The organism is Anaerocolumna aminovalerica (assembly GCF_900115365.1).
Lineage (GTDB): Bacteria > Bacillota > Clostridia > Lachnospirales > Lachnospiraceae > Anaerocolumna > Anaerocolumna aminovalerica.
This window is the reverse complement of the sequence record NZ_FOWD01000002.1, coordinates 46,949-67,102: the sequence shown is the minus strand read 5'-3', so window position 1 is coordinate 67,102 and position 20,154 is coordinate 46,949. Positions and strand designations below refer to the sequence as shown.

At 39.0% G+C, this 20,154-nt stretch carries 15 protein-coding genes; 13 read left to right on the top strand and 2 right to left on the bottom strand.

From position 1 onward, the window contains the following. Positions 1 to 62 precede the first annotated feature (62 nt). Positions 63 to 1,997 (bottom strand): flagellar hook-length control protein FliK, encoded by a 1,935-nt coding sequence (gene fliK / locus BM183_RS01425; protein WP_091683877.1) that lies wholly within the window; start codon positions 1,995 to 1,997, stop codon positions 63 to 65. 470 nt (positions 1,998 to 2,467) lie between these two features. On the opposite strand from fliK, the gene BM183_RS01420 reads away from it, so the two are divergent. The 13 genes from BM183_RS01420 to BM183_RS01360 all read left to right on the top strand — a co-directional run bounded on the left by BM183_RS01420 (position 2,468) and on the right by BM183_RS01360 (position 16,622). Then, positions 2,468 to 2,761: a Dabb family protein gene (locus tag BM183_RS01420; RefSeq protein WP_091683875.1), complete on the top strand. Its 294-nt coding sequence runs from the start codon at positions 2,468 to 2,470 to the stop codon at positions 2,759 to 2,761. 67 nt (positions 2,762 to 2,828) lie between these two features. Next, entirely contained in the window at positions 2,829 to 3,755 is a 927-nt protein-coding gene (locus BM183_RS01415; protein ID WP_091683873.1) for an NTP transferase domain-containing protein, read from the top strand. A gap of 250 nt (positions 3,756 to 4,005) precedes the next feature. After that, positions 4,006 to 4,668, top strand: a complete 663-nt coding sequence (locus BM183_RS01410; protein ID WP_207650118.1) for a hypothetical protein — start codon at positions 4,006 to 4,008, stop codon at positions 4,666 to 4,668. A gap of 17 nt (positions 4,669 to 4,685) precedes the next feature. Then, positions 4,686 to 5,882: a thiolase C-terminal domain-containing protein gene (locus BM183_RS01405; RefSeq protein ID WP_091683871.1), complete on the top strand. Its 1,197-nt coding sequence runs from the start codon at positions 4,686 to 4,688 to the stop codon at positions 5,880 to 5,882. An 87-nt stretch (positions 5,883 to 5,969) separates the two neighbouring features. Next, on the top strand, positions 5,970 to 6,341 hold the full coding sequence (locus BM183_RS01400) for a Zn-ribbon domain-containing OB-fold protein (protein WP_091683869.1): 372 nt from the start codon (positions 5,970 to 5,972) through the stop codon (positions 6,339 to 6,341). Between the two features lie 24 nt (positions 6,342 to 6,365). Next, positions 6,366 to 7,256, top strand: a complete 891-nt coding sequence (locus tag BM183_RS01395; RefSeq protein ID WP_091683867.1) for an oxamate carbamoyltransferase subunit AllH family protein — start codon at positions 6,366 to 6,368, stop codon at positions 7,254 to 7,256. 69 nt (positions 7,257 to 7,325) lie between these two features. After that, entirely contained in the window at positions 7,326 to 8,885 is a 1,560-nt protein-coding gene (gene fdrA / locus BM183_RS01390; protein ID WP_242960798.1) for an acyl-CoA synthetase FdrA, read from the top strand. A 12-nt stretch (positions 8,886 to 8,897) separates the two neighbouring features. Next, the gene (locus BM183_RS01385) at positions 8,898 to 10,322 is read left to right on the top strand and encodes a YlbE family protein (protein WP_091683865.1); all 1,425 of its coding nucleotides are present in this window, start codon (positions 8,898 to 8,900) and stop codon (positions 10,320 to 10,322) included. A gap of 128 nt (positions 10,323 to 10,450) precedes the next feature. After that, on the top strand, positions 10,451 to 11,251 hold the full coding sequence (locus BM183_RS01380; protein WP_091683863.1) for a cyclase family protein: 801 nt from the start codon (positions 10,451 to 10,453) through the stop codon (positions 11,249 to 11,251). 251 nt (positions 11,252 to 11,502) lie between these two features. After that, positions 11,503 to 12,336, top strand: coding sequence for an FAD binding domain-containing protein (locus tag BM183_RS01375; RefSeq protein ID WP_091683861.1), 834 nt, complete (start codon positions 11,503 to 11,505; stop codon positions 12,334 to 12,336). A gap of 13 nt (positions 12,337 to 12,349) precedes the next feature. Continuing rightward, the gene (locus BM183_RS01370; protein ID WP_091683859.1) at positions 12,350 to 12,829 is read left to right on the top strand and encodes a (2Fe-2S)-binding protein; all 480 of its coding nucleotides are present in this window, start codon (positions 12,350 to 12,352) and stop codon (positions 12,827 to 12,829) included. After that, positions 12,829 to 15,159 carry a xanthine dehydrogenase family protein molybdopterin-binding subunit gene (locus BM183_RS01365; protein ID WP_091683857.1) on the top strand — a complete coding sequence of 777 codons (2,331 nt, stop codon included), beginning with the start codon at positions 12,829 to 12,831 and terminating at the stop codon, positions 15,157 to 15,159. The genes BM183_RS01370 and BM183_RS01365 overlap by 1 nt, the downstream gene beginning before the upstream one ends. 92 nt (positions 15,160 to 15,251) lie before the next feature. Continuing rightward, positions 15,252 to 16,622, top strand: a complete 1,371-nt coding sequence (locus BM183_RS01360) for a uracil-xanthine permease family protein (protein ID WP_091683855.1) — start codon at positions 15,252 to 15,254, stop codon at positions 16,620 to 16,622. Positions 16,623 to 17,433: 811 nt separating this feature from the next. Here the strand turns inward: BM183_RS01360 and adhE are convergent. Continuing rightward, positions 17,434 to 20,058, bottom strand: a complete 2,625-nt coding sequence (gene adhE / locus BM183_RS01355) for a bifunctional acetaldehyde-CoA/alcohol dehydrogenase (protein ID WP_091683853.1) — start codon at positions 20,056 to 20,058, stop codon at positions 17,434 to 17,436. Positions 20,059 to 20,154: the final 96 nt, after the last annotated feature.

The window sequence follows — 20,154 nt, the reverse complement described above, 5'->3', positions numbered from 1 at the left end:
ATATAGTAATGATAGGTATCCCCATTTGGTATCCTAAGACAAAGCTATGTTTTCTGGCTGCTCTAAGCTCTTATATCAAAATTATAACGAGGTACAAAAGATGTATTTTCTTCCTGCTTCGTGAATTCTTCAACAATATTCATATCTTTTTCTCTTATTAGGACCTCAGCATTCAGGGAATAACCTTTCCTTTCTAAAGCTGCCTCCAAAAGGGGCATATTGGATGATATAAGGTTTGAGGTATCATTATCATTTATATAGAACCTGCTTACAAGATTTTTGTTATGAAGATCAACATGTATATCCAAGGGACCAAGATGTTCCATATCCAGATGAAGGAGTACGCTGATCCCCTCTTCGGCAGTACGCCTTTCTTTTTTTCTTGTATAAACAAATAGTTTACTGTTGGCAACTTGTTCTTTTAGCTTTATTGGCAGTTGAAAATATGTAAAAAACTCATTTATTTGATTCATAAAACTAATATTGTCCTGTAGATGACCAGCTTGTCCCTGTAGATTTTCCTGACTGCCCTGAAAGGAAGAAGATATAAATCCTTTAATATCTGTAAGTTGCTTTGCCAGATTTTCATAATAATCATCTACGATTCCCTCTTTAGTTAATGAATTAGGAGTTAATGTCCATTTGGATATTAATTCTTCCTTCATAAGAGTTTTATATTCTTTGGATGAAAATAATCTGCGGATAGAGGATTCAGGAGTTGTACTCAATTTATTTTGAATCCATTTCAACAGTTCATTGGTGGAAATATTTCCTGACTGAATCTGGTCATTTACTTCCTCTGGCAGTGAGAAACCATCCAAGTTTTGTAATAAATGAATTCTGTCAGCATCAGTGAGATATTCATTAATAAGGTTTACCGGATCATTATTTTGTAATGCTTCAAAGGCGGATAGAACATGCTGTATGGAGGATTGAATCTTATCCCTCATCAAATTATTGTTATCTTGGAAAGAACCGGAAGGGAATGCCTCCTTTAATAATTCTGCAACTTCCTTCATATTAGCAGTACCATCTATAATTCCTTCCAACAACTTTTCTGAAAATAAGGATTTAGCTGATGGATCAGCTTCTAAAAACCTGGTAAGTTCTAATCGCTCATTTGAAGAAAGAATAGTATTATTTAAATAAACAGAATCCAGAGAAAGTGGGGGCAGATCCCGATTTACGGATGATACTCCTGATGCAGAAAATGTATCAAAGGAGGTCAATGTTATTTCTTTATTTTCCATAAAATCATTTAATGAAGAATTCTGTAAGATTATATTTAATAATTCGTTACCTTTTGTTATTATTTCTCCATAAGATCTGTTGCTAAGTTCTTCAAGCAAATTAGGAATCTCATTGGTTAATTCTGCAATGTGGTTTAATATATTCTGTTCGGAATTACTCAAAGACTTTAAGGAGTCAATATTTTCTTTGGTAACGGGAATGTGGTATTTATTCATAAAAACCAAAGTGTCTATAGGGGTGTCCTTAAAAGCTATGGATTGCTTGATCAGTAATCCTATTGTGTTTTTATCAATAGGCATCTGTTGATTTAATAAGGACTTAACAATACCACGATTTTTATTATTCTTACTAAACCCTGCTGCTTCTAATGCCTTATCTATGGTAGTATCTTTGAGAACTGCCTGACTTTCACTTAATATTTTAAGTGAAAGACTTTTTAAAGAGACTTCTTCAACTTGGAAAGTAACGTTTTCTCCAATTGCAAGATGATTCCCATCTTCTAACTTGCCGGTTAAAATCCGTCCGTCTTCTAATTTTACGCTGACTTCATTGCTGCGAAGGTCCACCACTTCCCCCTGAATTATCTGGCCTTTCTCTAATCCTATCGTGTTGTTCAATGGATAAGAAGATTTGGATACCGGTGATGGGGGAACTGAGGAAGAAAGCTTAGACTGGCTATTGATAGGCTGGCTGTCTGCAGCCTTTCCCATATTTATATTGGATTGTGAAACATTGTTATTAATCATATAAAACCTCCAAGGTGTTACCAATCAATATATTCAATAATTATATCGGTTAATAAGATATAAGAATTAATCTTTATTTGGGGATCATTCATTGGAAATATAGAACTTCCCATTAGGAAACAGGAATGAAAATAATAAACAATTCATCAGAAGACAAAATATACAGTTTGCATAGATTACTATTGTTGTAATTGACATAATGCTGATGATTTTATATAATATTTGGTAGTGATAAAAAAATAATTATACATAATGAACATATATTAAAGCCGATTTAAACACCTGTAGTACAAAAGATAAATATTACTGGGAATTTTGAACTTTAATAGAATAGTATTGTATTTAGCATTGATTACTTATGAAAAGGCTGCCCGGGCTTCGAAAGTGGCTATATTAAGAATAACCTTACTGATAACTTAAAAGTACTTATAATAGTGATAAAGAAAAATATTTTATTCAGGAGGAGAATAATGCTTAAGTATATTGTTTTGTTTAAATTTCGTGATCCAGAAGAGTGCCTTACAACAGTTATTGAAAAAATCCATAGCATGGAAGGGGTCATACCGGAGATTTTATCAATGGAAACAGGGAAAGATATCTGGCATAATGAGCAGAGAAGTTATGATCTTGCCCTAATTTGTACCTTTAAAGACATGGAGGCATTTGAAGTGTATGATAAACATCCTTATCATGAGAAGATGAGGGAATATATTTATGCTCACAGGCTGGACGGAAAAACTGTTATTTATGAGGTAGAAGGTTGAAATCCTTTCAACCTGAGTTTGTGCTACCCACAATTCTTCCAGACTTTGAAAGGAGCATAATATATTAATGAAAATAAACAATGTTGGAGGAATCATAGTTGCTGCCAGTATAAAGAGGGCAAGACCAATGCTTCAATTAGGCTCTATTCCAATCGTGAAGAGGGTGGTTCTTGCATTTCAGCAGGCAGGGATATTTCCCATTGTCATAATTACCGGAACCCAGGAAGATGAGGTAAGACATGAGTTGTCTGAATATGGTGTTATTTTTTTGAAAAATGAAGATTGCCAAGAAGCCACCATGTTTGATTCTCTAAAAATAGGTCTTAGCTATTTACAGGATAAATGCAGCCATATTGCAATTACACCTGTTAATTCGCCTATGTTTTCCCCAGAAACTCTGAAAATTCTGCTTGATACAAAGGGTGATGTTACATACCCGGTTTATAAAGAGGAAGAAGGTTATCCTGTACTCATATCATCATCAGTTATTCCTGACATATTGCACTATAATGGAGAAGAAGAATTTAAGGGTGCCATTCATTTATTAAAGGAATATCATGTAAAAGTTGAGGTTGAGGATGAAGGGGTGGTTCAGGATGTACATAGTTATGAACAATTGCAGAAATTACTTGAACAGCATAATCGAGCCCTAATGCAGGCAGCGGTAGGGCTTAGTATTGAGAAAGAATCTGTATTTTTTAATAATAGGACAAAGCTGCTTTTATACCTGATAACCGAAACCAAGTCAGTTAATAAAGCATGTGAACTGATGTCTATGTCTTATACTAAGGCATGGAAGGTTTTAAATAAACTGGAATTTGAACTTGGTTATACCATTGTTCAAAGACGGCAGGGAGGAAGCCGGTATGGAAGAACCCTTCTGACAGAAAAAGGGGTGGAATTTCTATCAGCGTATTTTGAATATGAAGATAGGGTAATTCGATTTGCACAGTCGGAATTTGACAGAATATTTAAGGAAAAGCAGTTAATTTGACAGAACAAATTACATTTAGAAACAAGTTGAAAGAAAACTAGCTCCCGTTTATAATTTAATTATAAGCGGGAGCTATTATATTTTATGCCGCATGAAAGTAAGGATATTGCAGCTAATCTCAACATACCTGCATCTGATATAAGAATTCAGAAAGAATGTTTTTGCCATAATTATAATACTACTGGGTGTTAAGGTTCTCCCTTTCATAAGGGTAACTATAAAAAACTATATAATTAGGAGGTAAATTAGTATGGGTATCATTATTGATGAGATGGAAGGCAAATTAAGGCCCCCATCAATAGGAATGAAACCTTATGAAGCAAAGGTTATTCCACTAATTACAGGTGAGGATATGTTGGTTCGTGAAGTAACTTATGATGAGATTCCTTTATTGATGGAAACAATCGAGCCCTTAATGAAACAGCCTAAAGATTTCTATGACATAGTTGCTTCGCGTATCTATGCAGAACTTCTTGGAATGTACCGTTACAGAGTAAGGGATGAATACTGCTTTGTAGGTGCTATTGATGGTGAAATCGCAGGTATTGTTAACGGACGTCTCGTAAATGAGAAACTTGGTATGTCATACCATACAATAACACTTAGGCGTGGTGTCCGTGTTGGTGCTCAGCTTTTTGCTGCAAAGATGGAATATCATTTTGACTTTATGGATCAGGATGAGGTTTTGATCGTAGCTGAGAGCCCTAACGGATTCAAACGTTGGATGATAGAATATGAATTAGAGCCTCGCTTTGAATGCCAGCATGAATTAGGGGGTGTTCCTACATATGTGCTTACACGTGAGTTATGGGAGAAGCATAAAGCAAATAAGAACGTTGGTATTCGCCCTGCATTTGAGGATGTTGTAGAAGCAAATAAGGTGTTACATAAACCTGCTGAAATTAAAGTGTGATCTGAAAGGAGAACGTTATGCGTAGTGTAGGTATTGTAGGAATTGGGCACACCAAATTTGGTAAGTCTGAAGTTCCGTTTATGGATATGGTCTGTGACGCTGCCCTCCAGGCAATGGATGATGCAGGGGCAAAAACAGGTAGAAATAACGTTATTGACCAGGTATTTGTCGGTACAATGGGTGCAGGTATGGTAAACCGAATCAGCGGTACTGCATCTGCAGTTGTTGACACCTTGAATATACGTCCTGCTATGGCAGAGACAGTTGAGAATGGTCCTGCCTCCGGTGCTTCCGCCATTAAGCTAGGATTTATGGCTATTGCATCCGGTATGTGTGACTGTGTGCTGATAATTGGTGCAGAAGGTATGCGTGCAGTAACCGGCTGGGAAGGTACGGACTTTGTTGCTACGATGCTTCATCCTGAAAGCGAGTACAAATATGGTGCTACGCTACCTGCATTCGCAGGTATGTTTACAAGACTTTGTATGGATAAATACGGTCTTGAAAGCAAAGATTTATCGATTGTTTCCGTAAAGAACCATGCAAATGCATGCAAGAATCCCTGTGCACATATCCATAGCCGCGTTGTATTAGAGCGTATTACCAATCCGGCATACATAAATGCTACGAATCCTATCGTTGCAGACCCTCTTCGTCAATTTGATATGTGCCCGGTATCCGATGGTGCGGCAGCAGTTCTTTTAGTTGCGGAGGATAAGAAAGATGCTCTTGGCTTCGGAGATAAGAAATTCGTTAAGATTGCAGGTATGGGCTCAGCTACAGATACCCATGTAGTTGCTAACCGTGAAGTTCCTTCCGACTTATTGGCGGTAAGGCTAAGTGCTAAGATGGCATATGAGATGGCAGGGGTTGGCCCTGAAGATATAGATGTTGCAGAATTACACGATGCATTCCAAATCCTTGAAATTGCAGAATCAGAGGAGGTTGGTTTCTTTAAACGGGGTGAAGGTCATCTTGCAGCCCGTAACGGTGAAACAGCACTTACTGGAAAGAAACCGGTTAATACATCAGGGGGATTAAAAGCGAAGGGTCACCCTCTTGGGGCAACCGGGGTTTCACAGGTTGTTGAACTTGTTCGTCAGCTTCGTGGTGAAGCAGGAGAGAGACAAGTGGAAGGTGCAAAAACAGGTTTGGCAGTTAACTTTGGCGGTTTTGGCAACAATGTCGTATCAACCGTTTTGACAACTAAGTAAGGAGATAAGTGTGAGATGCCCCAAAGCGGCATTCTGTCGGGGAGGTTGAAAGTATTGTATTCTTCGACCTGTGAAAGGAGTATGGATATGGAAATGGAACAAATGTATACTTATAAATGCACTAAATGCGGAAAGCTACATCATCCCCGTTACATCGTTTGTCAGAATCCTGACTGCGATGGCCGGGAGTTTGAGAAGATTCCGCTGGAAGGAAAGTGCAGGCTTTTAACATGGACCAGAGTTTATAATCTTCCGGAAGGTTATATGTGTCCCTGGTTAAACTTTGGTATTGTGGAATTTGAAAACGGTGTTCGTGCCACAGGACAGATAGGGTTTGATGAGGGAATTGAGTCAGGCATGGAACTGATTGCCACAGTGGGGATTGTGAAAGAAAAAACAATATTATATAAAGAAACAGTTGTAGCTCCTCAGCATGGTTTCATATTCCAAAAGGCTTAGTGCCTTTTGGAATTTCAGAAATGTATGAAAGAGCTAAAGGCAGTTGATATTTGCGGGAAGCTTCGGAATGTACTTTTGATTAATGATAAAGTTTTCAAAATACATTCAGTTTTTGATACCGCAGCTAATTTAATCTGTAATGATATATTTTTTACCCTGCTTTCAGACATGCGGTGCTTATACCCAATGTCTGGCAGGGTTTTGGATAACTTATCATTTACTAAGTCAGGTATAAGGGAAGGGATGGATGTTATTACATCCGGTAACAGACTTACTATTCCAAATGCAGATATGATTGTAAATTTGGAAGATGCTTTGGAATGTGACCTGTCCTTTAGGAAACATACAGGCTTGTTTGTTCCAAAAGATTTGAGTGTAAAAGTAGAACTACTAAAAAAACTTATTGAGGTAAAAGGCTGTGAATTTGATTTAAGTACTTTGGTTACGGGAAAGTATCAGAATCCATATTCCCAGTTCATAATGAAAAAATTACCGGGGTTAAATGAAGCTATTAAGAAAAAAGACATACAGGCAGGAGAACATGCGGAAGGACTGGCAGGCTGCGGAATCGGACTTACCCCTTCATCAGATGATATGCTGTTGGGATATATATCAGCCTTTCTTGCTGATACAAAAGCAAAAGGTAACGACTGTGAAGAAATTTATAAAATTACATATGCCATGGGTAACAAAGCAGCTAAACGAACCAATACAATCAGCGGTGCATTTTTAAAACAGTGCGGTATGGGACTTCTATCACAGGACATGACAGGATTTCTGTGTACAATATATTCCGATGCAGAGACAGAGATATTGGAAAAAAGTGCAGAGCGTATATTGAACTTTGGTTCTACCTCCGGTACGGATATCCTTACGGGAGTTGTCTTGGCAATTGTAAATTTAAACGGATTGTAAAGCTTTTTGCAGATTAGGAAGTTAAATTTTGTGCTTTGGAAAATCCGCTTTAACAGGAAGGAGAATATTTTGGTTAAGCTTGAGATTAGAAAAAACGCTTATTATGATTCAGTAACATTGATGCTTATCAGCAAAGACATAAAGAAAGTGAATGGAATTAGTGAAGGGCTGGTGGGTATGGGAACTGACCTTAATCGTGAGATAGCGGTTAATATAGGGCTTGCAACACCTGAATTAGAGAAAGTTACCCCAAATGATTTCTTTGTAGCAGTACATTGTGATGATGAAACCGCATTTGAAGCTGCTAAGAAGAAGGTAGATCAACTTCTTAATAAGAAATCGGAATCAAAAGAGGCTGATTATCATCCGCCTACTTTGGAGGGTGCTATAAAAATTGACTCAGATATCAATCTTGCGGTTATTTCTGTTCCCGGAAAACATGCGGCTGATGTAGCACAGAGCTGCCTTGATAGAGATATTAATGTAATGCTTTTTTCAGATAATGTTACCATAGAAGAAGAACGTGCATTGAAAGAATGTGCATATAAGAAGGAGCTATTGGTTATGGGGCCTGATTGCGGAACCGCGATCATTAATCATGTACCCCTTGCTTTTGCCAATGTGGTAAGGGCAGGGGACATAGGAATTGTAGCTGCATCCGGAACAGGTACACAGGAAGTATCCTCCATTATTGATCAGTTAGGAGGAGGTATTTCTCAGGTAATAGGTACAGGGGGGCGTGACTTAAAAAAAGAAATCGGGGGCATTATGATGAAATTTGGACTTGATGCACTGATTAATGATCCTCAAACCAATGTTATTACCTTAATCAGTAAGCCTCCGGCTAAAGAGATTGCTTCAGAAATCCTTACTTTAGCATCAAAGGCAGGAAAACCCGTTGTTGTTTGCTTTATAGGCGGGGACAGGGATGAGATCGAGGCTTTTGGCCTTACGGCGGCTATATCTTTGGAAGATGCCGCACATAAGGCAGTGGCACTTTCAAAGGGAGAGGCTGTAAAAGATTATGTTGCCTTTACTATGGGGGAGGCAGAAGCAGAAGCTTTGGCGAAAGAACATGCTTCTAAGATGGCAAAGAGTCAGAAATATGTACGGGGCTTCTATACAGGAGGTACCCTTTGTGATGAAGCCATGAAACTTATGCTTTCGAAACTTGGACACATATACAGCAATATTCCTTTACAGCCGGAGGATAAGCTGAATGATGCAAGAAACGGCAAGAGCCGTGAACATACTTTTCTTGATTTTGGTGATGATGAATTCACGGTAGGAAGACCTCATCCCATGATTGATCCATCCTTACGTGCAGAACGGGTGATAACAGACGGTAAGGACTCGGAATGTGCAATCATAATGGTGGACTGTGTAATTGGATATGGTTCACATGAGAATCCGGCAGGGGATTTAGCTGAGGCTGTTAAGACAGCGAAGGCAGAGGCAGAGGCGGAAGGCAGACATCTTCTTGTGGTTGCAGCCGTTTGTGGTACAGAAGGAGATCCCCAGTGTCTTAGCAAAACACAGAAACAGTTGGCAGATGCAGGTGCTGTAGTACTTCCATCAAATGCTCAGGCAACCCGTTTTGTAGAGCGTGTGCTGGCCAATATGGAGTAAGGAGGTGGTGGAATGAGTAAATTAAATACATTATTTCAGAAGGACCTGCATGTTGTTAATTTTGGGATTGAATCTTTTTATAATGATTTAAAGATTCAGTATAAACCTGCAATACATATAGATTGGAAACCTGTAGCAGGCGGTGATAAGGAGGCAGCTGCAAACTTACGAAAGCTTAAGAATCCGGAACTTTATTCAAAAATCCAGGAAGCAAATAAAGAGGCACTTAGAAGAATTCTTGCAGCGCAACCGGTTATAATAGGGCTTGGAATTGCAGGTAAAGTAATTCCGGGAATGACAAAGGAAACCATACTTCATGCCGGCCCGCCTATTACATGGGAGCGCATGTGCGGACCTCAAAAAGGTGCTGTTTTGGGAGGCCTTGTATATGAAGGACTTGCTGCTGATATTGAAGAAGCCGGGCAGCTTGCAGCTTCCGGTAAAATTACATTTGCTCCCTGCAATATGCACAATGGGGTAGGTCCTATGGCTGGTGTTGTAACATATTCCATGCCTGTATGGATATTGGAAAACAAAACTTTTGGTAATCGGGCTTATTGTACTATTAATGAAGGCCTTGGAAAAGTTCTTCGTTTTGGTGCTTTTGATGAAGAAGTACTTACAAGGCTTCGCTGGATAGAAAAAGATTTATATCCGGTTTTAAAAGCGGCAATGGAAATAAAAGGTGAAATAGATATTAAGACGATGATAGCTCAGCTTTTACAGATGGGGGACGAAGGACATAATCGAAACAAAGCAGGCACATCACTATTGTTCCGTGAACTTACCCCAGCTATATTAGAGGCTGATCTGCCCAATGAGAAGAAAATAGCAGCCCTTAATTTTATTAACAGCAACGATCATACCTTCTTAAATATATCCATGCCTGCTTGTAAATGTACTATGGATCCTATTTTTGATATTCAATACTGTACAGTAGCAGCTACCATGTGCCGTAACGGTACTGATTTTGGAATCCGAATAGCAGGACTTGGAAAGGATGTGTGGTTTACAGCTCCCGCAGAAAGGGTAGAAGGACTTTTATTTCCGGGATTTACGGAAGAAGATGAAGCTTATGACTTAGGAGATTCCTGTATTACTGAGACAGCAGGAATTGGAGGATTCTGCATGGCAGCAGCACCTGCTATTGTACAGTTCGTTGGAGGCCAGGTATCGGATGCAAAGAATTACACCATGGAGATGTATGAAATAACAATAGGGGAGGGTACTGCTTATAAGATTCCGGGGCTTGATTTCCGCGGAGCACCTACCGGCATTGATTTGCTTAAAGTAATTGAAACCGGCATTCGCCCTATTATCAATACAGGTATTGCACATAAGGAAGCAGGTGTGGGGCAGGTTGGTGCAGGACTGGTTCACCCGCCGGAAGCATGTTTTAAAAAAGCGCTGGCAGCATGTGTGAATAAGTGGTCTTGATAGTAAACGCTGTAAATGTTACTTTAATTTCTCTATTTATTGCGGACCTAAAATATAACCGGGTAAAGGATATTCGGTTAAATATATGATTATTATAATGGTGCTAAAGCACCGGAATCGAGGTTAATATGAGTAAATGGTCAGATATAACAATATACGAACTTTCAATTCCTATTGGAATTAATACACCCCCGTGGCCTACCTATGAGCCGCTGCAGATGAAATTCTTTAAACGTCTTGCTCCTAATGGTGCCAACGGACAGTTAATAACCCATAGTAACCATGTAGGTACACATCTTGACGGTCCTCTTCATTTTGATACGGCAGGACGTGATATGGCATCCCTTGAACTTACAAAACTCTGCCATCCTGGTGTGGTTGTGGATTTATCGGATCAGGCTGAGGATTTTGGAATCTATACACCGGAAGATATTGAGAAGAGAGTTGAAGTAAGAGAAGGGGATATTCTTATTATAAACACAGGTTATCACAAATATGGATGGGATCAGCCGGAAGCGGACGAGAGACGTTATATGCTTCGACATCCCGGCCCCAGCCTTGATTTTGTACAGTGGGTCCGTGATAAAAAGCTTCGCTGGATTGGTGTTGACTGCGGCAGTGCAGACCACCCAATGAATACGAAGATCCGTGACTGGGAACCTATGGAAGCAGTAAAATGTGATGAGTTGTTCAAGGAACGCTACGGAAAGAGCCTGAATGAAGTATATCCTTGGCCGGATCGCTATCAGGCAATGCATATTGAACTATTTCGTAAGCCATATGAAGCCATACACGCTGAATGTCTTGGGGGCGAAATTGACAAACTTAGTAACAAGCGCCTTGTAATCGGATGTTTTCCTTGGAAATTGGTTGACGGAGAAAGCTGCATAGCCAGAATCGTTGCATTTGATGGTTTTGAAGATGCTTAAAAAGATATAATTACATAACATTATAAATTAAATACTAGAGAAAAAAGGCTGTACCATAACTTAGACATTCTAAGTGAGAAGGCTGAAAAAGTTCATTATTTTAAACTTGTTATTTTGTATTAAAATTCCTTTTGAATTATACATTTTACAGCTTGGCTGATTAATGTTCAGAATAACAAAGAGATGACTTTTTTAGCGGTTTTGGTGACAGCCTTTTTTGTTAAATCTATATGAACTGTTAGGAGGGGCCAATGAAAGAATTTCAATATTTGAGGCCGGAAACAGTAGAAGAAGCGGTTGCACTTCGTTGTGAGCACGAAGGACGTTCTGTTCTCTTAAACGGCGGAACAGATATAGTAATCCAGCTTCGCGAACGTCTTATTGCACCGGAGTTTGTTATTGATATTAAGCATATTCCGGGGCTTAACCAGATTACTTTTAGCAAAGAAGAAGGTCTGTATATCGGTGCATGTGTAACCATGAATGATATCAGTGATAATGAAGACGTTAGAAAATATTATCCGTTCCTCTCAGAAGCAGCTCACTCTGTAGGAAGTAAACAGGTTCGTAACCGTGCAACTTTAGTGGGCAATATTGTAAATGCTTCACCTTTGTGTGATACGGGAACGCCATTATATGTCTGTGAAGCAAATATATGCATAGTTGGAAAAGAAGGAAAACGAGAAATTCCAATTACAGAATTTATTACTTTTGTAAGGAAGACGGTTTTAAAGCCTGATGAAATTGTTGTCGGTGTTAAAGTTCCCTATATAGAAGGAGCAAAAGGTATTTTTACAAAAATTTCAAGACGTAAGGAAGTAGATTTGGCCACTATCTGTGGTACAGTACTTAAGATTGGCGATAATTATAGGATGGCATTCGGTGCAGTGGCACCTACCCCCATAAGACTGCCTGAGACGGAAAGCTTGTTACAGGAAAAGAAACTGACACCTGAGTTAATAGATGAGGCAGCAAAGCATGCTTGTACAGAGGTTTCCCCCATCAGTGATATCCGGGCATCAAAGGAATACCGTCTTGATGTTGTGGAAGTTACTGTAAGACGCAGCCTTGAACAGCTGGCATAAGGAGGTACTTGCTATGAAATATAAAGTTAATTTTTATGTAAATGAAGAACCTGTTGAACTTTATGTTGATGGGAATAAGACAATGCTAAATATATTACGTGATGAACTTTGTCTTACAGGTACAAAAGAAGGCTGCGGTGCCGGCGAATGCGGTGCATGCACTATTATTGCCGACGGCAAACCTCTAAATGCCTGCCTGGTTCTGGCTCCTGAACTTGATGGCATGCATATTACAACAATTGAAGGTATTACTAAAGATGGTGAATTATCAGAATTGCAAAAACAATTTGTTGAACTTTCAGCTTTACAGTGCGGTTTCTGTACACCGGGTTTTATTATGTCAGGAACAGCCCTGTTACAGGAGAATCCAAATCCTTCCCGTGAAGAGATTAAAACGGCAATTGCCGGAAATCTTTGCAGATGCACCGGATATGTCCGCATTATTGAAGCTATTGAAGAGGCAGCCAAAGTTTTAAGGGGAGGTGAACGGTAATGGAATTAAAGTATGTTGGCCAATCTTATGAACGTAAAGATGCTGTTAAGAAAGTGACAGGAGAGGCAGAATACGTTGATGATATACGCCTTCCCAGAATGCTTTATGCCTGGTGTGTCAGAAGTCCTTATGCCCATGCAAGGATTCTTTCCATTGATACATCAGAAGCAGAAAAACTTCCCGGAGTAAAATGTGTAATAACAGGTGATGAATATCCTAACCGTGCAGGACTTTATCTGGAAGACAGGTATTTTATGGCAAAGATAGGAGATACGGCAAAATATATGGGTGAGGCAGTTGCCGCTGTTGCCGCAGATACCCCGGAAATAGCAAGGCAGGCTTGTGATCTTATTAAAGTTGAATATGAAGAATTACCTGGGGTCATCAATGCAGTGGATGCCATGAAACCGGATGCGCCTTTAATTCACCCGGATCTCCATACATATAAAGTGGCACCTATATTTTATCCTGAAAAGGGAACCAATATCTCTCACCATTACGTGCTGAGAAAAGGAGATGCAGAGAAAGGATTTGCAGAGGCAGACTATGTATTTGAGAATTCTTTCTATATCCCTCATGTACAGCATGTTCCATTAGAGCCTCATGCAGCAATTGCAAAATATGATACAGATGGAAAACTTACTGTTTGGGCAAGCTGTCAGTCCCCTTACGCAGTTCGCCAGGCACTTTCCGTTGCATTTGCAATGCCTCTGAATAAAATACGGGTTATCTCACCTACTGTTGGGGGCGGTTTTGGATCTAAGGCCGGAACCACTCTTGAAGGAATTGTTATACCTCTTGCAAAGCGCTGTAAAGGGCGTCCTGTTAAGCTGCTTTATACCCGTGAAGATGAGTTCGTAAATGCTTATGTCCGTCAGGGTATGCATGCCAGAATTAAAGCCGGTGTTGGTAAGGATGGAAAGATTATAGCACTTCACAATGAATTTATATGGGATGGGGGGGCTTATACGGAATACGGTGTTAATATAACTAAGGCAGGTGGATGGGCATCAGCAGGGCCTTATGATATTGATAATGTCTGGACTGACAGCTATTGCGTTTATACCAATCATCCCGTTGGAGGTCCATACCGTGGTTTTGGTATGTGTGAAATTCATTTTGCCATTGAACAGAACATGGATATAATAGCGGAGAAAGTTGGAATCTCACCAGTAGAAATAAGAAGGCTGAATGGAATAAAACCTGGCGGATATACAGGAATGGGTGAGAGAATGGATGTTGCCGGACTTATGGACTGTATTGACCAGGTAGTTAAGGAGATTGAGTATGATAAACCTTGCCAGCCGGCAGGTCCTCATAAGATACGGGCAAAGGGAATTGCCGCAGGCTGGAAATCCCCTTCCATGCCTACCAACGCAGGTTCCTCAGCTATAATCCGAATGAATGAAGATGGTACTTTCTTCTTAATGAGCAGTGGACAGGAAATCGGTCAGGGTGCAGCAACGGTGCTTGTACAGATTGCAGCAGAAGTGCTTTCTGTATCTCCCGATAAGATTACCTTTTGTTCAGGTGACACGGACCATACTCCTTACGAGTGGCAGACAGTTGCAAGCCGGACTACCTATTGTGCAGGTAATGCAGTTAAGTTAGCAGCAGAAGATCTGGTAGATAAAGTGCTTGATCTTGCACAGATTAAGATGGGCGTAGTAAAAAGAGACCTGGAATTCAGAGATGGATATGTTGCACATAAGATCTATCCGGAAAGAAAACTTCCAATATCGGATTTTGCATTGGGGGTATCTTTTAATGATGGCAGCGGATACGGCGGTCCTGCAATTGGTGTAGGATCATTCACACTGGAGAATAACATAAATACCGATAAGAAAACCGGTATTGCAAAACATCATCCGGCAGCCTTTTGGACTATGGGCATGAACGGATGTGAAATTGAAATAGATACCGATACCGGTGCATGTAAAGTGCTTAAGATGGTATCCTGTTTTGACGCAGGAAAGGTTATTAATCCAACACTTTTTGCAGCACAAAGTGAAGGTGCAATGGTTCAGGCATTGGGTACGGCATTATTTGAGGAACTAAAGCTTCAGAACGGCAGGGTTCTAAATAAGAGTTTTGTAGATTATAAGATACCTACAGCAGATGATGCCCCTGAACTTATTGTTAAGTATGTTGAACATGCAGAGCCTACAGGACCTTACGGTGCAAGGGGGGTAGGCGAACCACTTATGGTTCCCGGTGCTCCATGTATTGCAAATGCCATTTATAATGCAATTGGTGTACGCTTTCACAGAATGCCCATAACTTCGGAAGATATTTTAAAAGCATTAAAGGAAAAGAAACTAAAACAATGATATTTTTAAATGTAACCTCTATACAAAAGCCGTTAATTTCAAATTGTAAATATTTATTATAATGGTGCTAAAGCACCGGAATCGAGGTTAAAATGTCAACAAAAAATCAATCTATTGGCTATCTGCCAGATGAGAGGCCGCCTATACTGGAACTCATCCCGTTTGCTCTTCAGCAAATCATAGTTATGTTTCCGGCTACTGTTTTAGTTGCACTACTTACCGGCTTTCATGTATCAACCACCATTTTTGCCAGTGGTTTGGCAACTTTATGTTTTATTTTAATTACCGGCAGAAAGATTCCTTTATATTATGGTTCCAGTTTCTCTTACATTGCTGCCATTGTTTCAATTATGGGTGCCGAAACTTTCTCTTCTTATGCACTGAATGACAAGATCTCCATTGCTCAGTTTGGTATTGTAATGTCAGGATTTGTATCTATTATTGCAGGAATTATTATTAAACGTTCGGGTAAAGCAACAATAGATAAAATACTTCCGGCAACGGTTACCGGTAGTATTTCTATTATTATTGGTTTATCTTTGGCAGTAAGCGCCATGGCAAATGCTCATTCCATTCCTTCTGGAGTTGCGGAAGGAGATACATTCCTTGCCACCAATATGGCATGGATTATTGCAATTATTACATTATTATCAACTATTTTATATTCTGTATACCTAAAAGGTAAATTAAGTCAGCTGCCTATACTTTTTGGCCTTTTTACAGGTTATATTGCTGCTGCAATTATTGGCGCCATAACAGGAATACCTTTTATTAACTTTAATACACTGGAAGCAGACGGTATATTCAGCTTGCCTGTCTTTACATTGCCAAAGCCTAATTTAGCTGCTATTGCAGCCATTATGCCCATTGCAATTGCTACCATACCTGAATCTACAGCCCATATTTATCAATTGGATATTTATGTAAAAGACTTAGCAAAGAAAAAAGGTTCTGATAAGATTTATGATCTTGAAAATAAATTAGGCCTTAACCTAATTGGTGATGGTATCGGCGATATTGTATCCGGCTTTATCGGAGGACCGGCAGGAACAAATTACGGGGAGAATATCAGTGCAATGGCTCTGTCTAAAATATTCTCAGTTCCGGTACTTATTGCAGCTGCTATCATTACAATGATTATTTCATGTTTTACACCATTAATAAATATCGTTTACTCTATTCCTACATCTGTAATCGGCGGACTATCTATTTATTTGTTTGGAGTTATTGGTGCTCAAGGTATTGCAATTATGATGGAAAAGAAAGTGGATTTATTTGTAGCTAAGAATTTGGCTGTTATTGCTATTATTTTAATTATTGGACTTGGAGGAAGTTTTGGTTTTCCTAACGGCATGATACCTATGTTTGGAGCTGAGTTTCCTGCTATTGCATCTGCAGCTGTAGTGGGTATCCTGTTAAACTTAATCCTTTCATTTGGGGAAAAACCAAAAAAAGCAGAATAAATAAAAATTGTCGTGGACGCTTTGCTCTGTTGTTTGTTGGGAACTCAGAAAGTGCTTATTAAAGCTTTCATATGACTCAATTTATATATTCAAGGATAACAGGGTGTATAAGATTAATTTTGCTACCTTACCCTGCCGGCCGGATTACGCAAAATTAATCCTATGCACCCTGTTATCCTAATTTAATTTATGAGAGTCATTACGAAACCTATAAGCACTTTCTGAGTTCAATTTATGTTGTGAAGCAAAGCTGTTATTGCCGAATTTATAGTAACTAAGAAGCTTAGCTATGAGAAAAATGTACACGCTTAATTTTATGTTTTTATAGCTAATGATCATACTTAATGAATTATTATATTTTAAGGTACTAAATTAAATACAAATTTCATTACCTAAACTTTACCTCAATGTATAAATTGTGTTTTGGAGGGTTCGATAAGGATTTTAATTCTTTTTAAAAGATACTTGATACTTAAGTAGAAAGAAATAAAATTTTTGAAGGTGTTAAAACTAATAGTACGAGATGAAGGAATAAAAGAAAACTATTCCATAAACAGCTTTGCCTCACTGTGTAAATTGAGAACTCAGATAGGTTAAATGGGTTTTCGTAATGACCTCAACAAAATAAATTAGGATAACGTGATGTATGTGATTGATTTTGCGTAATCCGGCCGACAGGGTAAGGTAGCAAAATCAATCATATACATCACGTTATCCTTCATAGTATAAATTGTCATTCGAAGACCCATTTAGCACTATCTGAGTTCTTCACACAACTTCAGGGTAAAGCGTACGTTACTGCGATAAATTTCTATTTAGCTTCTGATTTTTTTGGAATTTTACCTTTACCGTAGTAAGCAACTCGATAAAGTTCTTCCAGTTCAGATACCAAAGGAAGTCTTGGATTGGCAGTGGTACATTGATCACCAAAAGCAAGATCAGCAAGAGCCGGTAATTTCTTTAGGAAGTCGCTTTCATCCAAACCATACTCTTTTAAAGTTGCAGGAATTCCAAGGTATTTATTCAACTCCTCTACTTTCCCGGCCAACATTTCTACGGCATCGTCATTATCCTTTGGAGCGAATCCAAGCTTCTTCATTAATACAAATATTTTATCACCTACGATATAACTTTCATATTTGGGGAAGGAATTAAATTTGGTCGGGCATCCTTCACCGTTATAGCGAATTACATGAGGAAGCAGGATAGCATTAGCACATCCATGAGGAATATGGTATTCTCCACCTAATTTGTGGGCAAGTGAATGGTTTATTCCAAGAAAAGCGTTTGTAAAAGCCATACCTGCCATGGTAGAAGCATTATGCATCTTTTCCCTTGCAATAGGGTTGGCTGCACCTTGATCGTAGGAAGCTTTTAGGTACTGGAAGACCATATCAATTGCATGAATAGCAAGTGCATCTGTATAATCGGAAGCAAGTACGGATACATATGCTTCTATAGCATGAGTCAGTACATCCATACCGGTCCAGGCAGTGGACTTCTTTGGAACCGTCATAACAAAATCAGGGTCAATAATTGCTACATCCGGAGTTAATTCATAATCTGCCAAAGGATATTTTTTATTTTCTTTTTTATCGGAGATAACTGCAAAAGAGGTTACCTCAGATCCTGTACCGGATGTGGTAGGGATTGCTACAAATTTAGTTTTATTACCAAGGGAAGGGAATTTATATGCCCTTTTACGTATGTCTAGGAATTTAAGAGACATATTTTCAAAATCTGCTTCCGGATGTTCATAAAACAGCCACATACCCTTTGCTGCATCAATTGCAGAACCACCACCCAGGGCAATGATGACATCAGGATTAAATTTTCTCATGGAATCCACACCTTTTAAGATGGTTTCCAAGCTAGGATCCGGTTCAACCTGGTCAAATATTTCACAATGTACATAATCGGCGCGTTTTCTTAACTGATACAGTATCTTGTTAACATAACCTAATTCTGTCATGGATGGATCAGTAACAATAAATGCTTTTGATATTTCTGGCATCTTAGATAAGTAGGAGATGGAACCAGATTCAAAATATATTTTACATGGAATCTTAAACCATTGCATATTAACCCTCCTCTTAGCTACCCGTTTGTAATTTACTAAATCTCTGGCTGATACATTATGAGTAGTTGAGTTACCGCCATAGGTACCGCAGCCCAGAGTAAGAGAAGGAACATTAGTGTTATACAGATCACCGATTGCACCATGGGTAGAAGGAGAATTTACGATGATACGCCCTGTTTTCATTCTTGAGGAGAATTCGTTGATGACATCATTATTATTAGAATGAATAACTGAGGAATGGCCAAGTCCTCCAAGATCAATCATTTTCTCACAATATTGGAAACCTTTCTCAACATTCTCTGCCTTTAAGACAGCAAGAACCGGTGATAATTTTTCCTTAGACAGTGGATGGTCAGGGCCAACCCCCTCTAACTCGGTACATAATACTTTAGTTTCTGCAGGAATCTGTATACCTGCCATAGCAGCAATAGTAGCTGGAGACTTACCTACAATTGCAGGGTTAACATTACCGGTTTCAGGGTTAATGACTACCGGTTCCAAAAGTTTGATTTCATCCTTGGTAGCAAAGTAACATCCCGCTTTCTTCATTAAACCTACCACTTCTGTATAAACAGAGGCTTCTATAATAACTGCCTGTTCAGAAGCACATATCATACCATTATCAAAGGATTTTGATAAAACCAGATCAGTTACGGCACGTTTTAAATTGGCAGTTTTTTCGATAAAACATGGTACGTTACCAGGACCTACGCCAAGGGCAGGCTTTCCGGCTGAATAAGCTTGTTTCACCATGCCGGCTCCACCGGTAGCTAATATCATGGAAACCTTAGGGTGCAGCATTAATGCCTGAGTAGCTTCTAAGGATGGATATTCCACCCATTGTATACAATTCTTTGGTGCACCTGCTTTTACAGCAGCATCTAACAAGGTTTTTGCGGCGGCTGTGGAACACTTTTGAGCTCCTGGATGAAAACCAAAGATAATAGGATTTCTGCCTTTTAAACTGGTGAGGCATTTGAACATAGTTGTGGAAGTAGGGTTTGTTACCGGTGTTACACCAGCTACCACACCAACCGGCTCAGCAACGGTCATATAATCTTCTTCTTCAACATCCTCAATTATTCCCACTGTTTTCTGATGTTTAATGGAATGCCATACATATTCAGTAGCAAATATATTCTTAGTTATTTTATCCTCGTAAATACCTCTCTTAGTTTCTTCTATTGCCATTTTTGCAAGTTCCTGTTGCTTTGCCAGTCCGGCAAGAGCCATTTCATGGACAATATTGTCGATTTGTTCCTGATCTAATAATAAAAGTTCATCTAATGCTGTAAGAGCATTATTTACTAAATTGTCAACATGTTCCTGGGGTGTAGGCTGTGTATTTTTTGTCATATTGGTAACCTCCTAATTTGCTTGTTAAAAATTTAACAATTGGTACAGATAAAAATATAGCAGATAAAATGGCCCTTGTAAAGAGTTATTTTTTTA